The sequence below is a fragment of the Sutterella massiliensis genome (assembly GCF_016899755.1).
GTDB classification, from domain to species: Bacteria; Pseudomonadota; Gammaproteobacteria; order Burkholderiales; family Burkholderiaceae_F; genus Sutterella; species Sutterella massiliensis.
The window spans coordinates 1-876 of sequence record NZ_JACJJC010000150.1 but is presented as its reverse complement, the minus strand read 5'-3'; the positions used below and the strand labels follow the sequence as shown (position 1 = coordinate 876).

The window sequence follows — 876 nt, the reverse complement described above, 5'->3', positions numbered from 1 at the left end:
TCCAGAGATCGACATCCTTGGGATTGATGCCGAAGTGCTCGTGCGTGCCTCGGCCGCTCTTGCCGAGCACACCCAGAGCGTGCGCTTCGTCGACCATGAGGAAGCACCCCCACTCCTTCTTCAAGCGAATGAGTCCGGGAAGGTCGGCGATGTTGCCGTCCATCGAGAAGACGCCTTCGGTGACGATGAGCGCGCGCTGCGCCTTGGGGCGGTGTTCTTTCAGAAGACGCTCAAGCGCCTCGGTATCGTTGTGCGGGAAGCTGATGCGCTTTGCGCTCGAAGCGATCGAGCCCATCACGATCGAGTTGTGCGAGAGCTGATCGTGAAAAATCACGTCCTGCGGCCCGAAGAGCTTCCCGATCGTCGAAACGTTCGTCGCGTGACCGCTCACATAGACGATGCAGTCTTCTGCGTCGTAAATGTCGGCGAGCTGCTTTTCGAGCGCGCGATGCGGGGGACGCTCGCCTGAAACGAGACGCGAAGCCGAAGCACTCGTACCGTAGCGGCGAAGCGCATCGATCGCAGCTTCTTCAAGCGCGGGATGGCCGTTGAGGTCAAGGTAGTCGTAGGTCGAGAAGTTCAAATACTTCACGCCGCCAATCGACGTCTCGGCCTTCGCGATGCCGTCGTGGCAGAGAAAGAAGGGATTGAGAATCCCGGCGCGTCTGGCGACCTCCTGCTCCATGCGCAGCTGCTTGAGCGCAGGGAACTCTTCGAAGTTCGTCATTTTCGGATCCGGATGCCAGAGCGCCACGCCGAGCGAGCGGCCGACGCTCGCACCGGCCGTACCCGGCCGGCGCAGCGACTTCAAGAGCGACGAGCGCTCCGAAGCCGAGAGGCCGAAAAGGCGATTCGATTCATTCGAATTCGAGGACT

General features: G+C 61.0%; 1 protein-coding gene. It reads right to left on the bottom strand.

Going from position 1 to position 876, the window contains the following annotated elements:
• Nucleotides 1–876: aminotransferase class I/II-fold pyridoxal phosphate-dependent enzyme (locus H6A60_RS11855; protein WP_205104888.1), on the bottom strand; the 876-nt coding region annotated here is incomplete at both ends.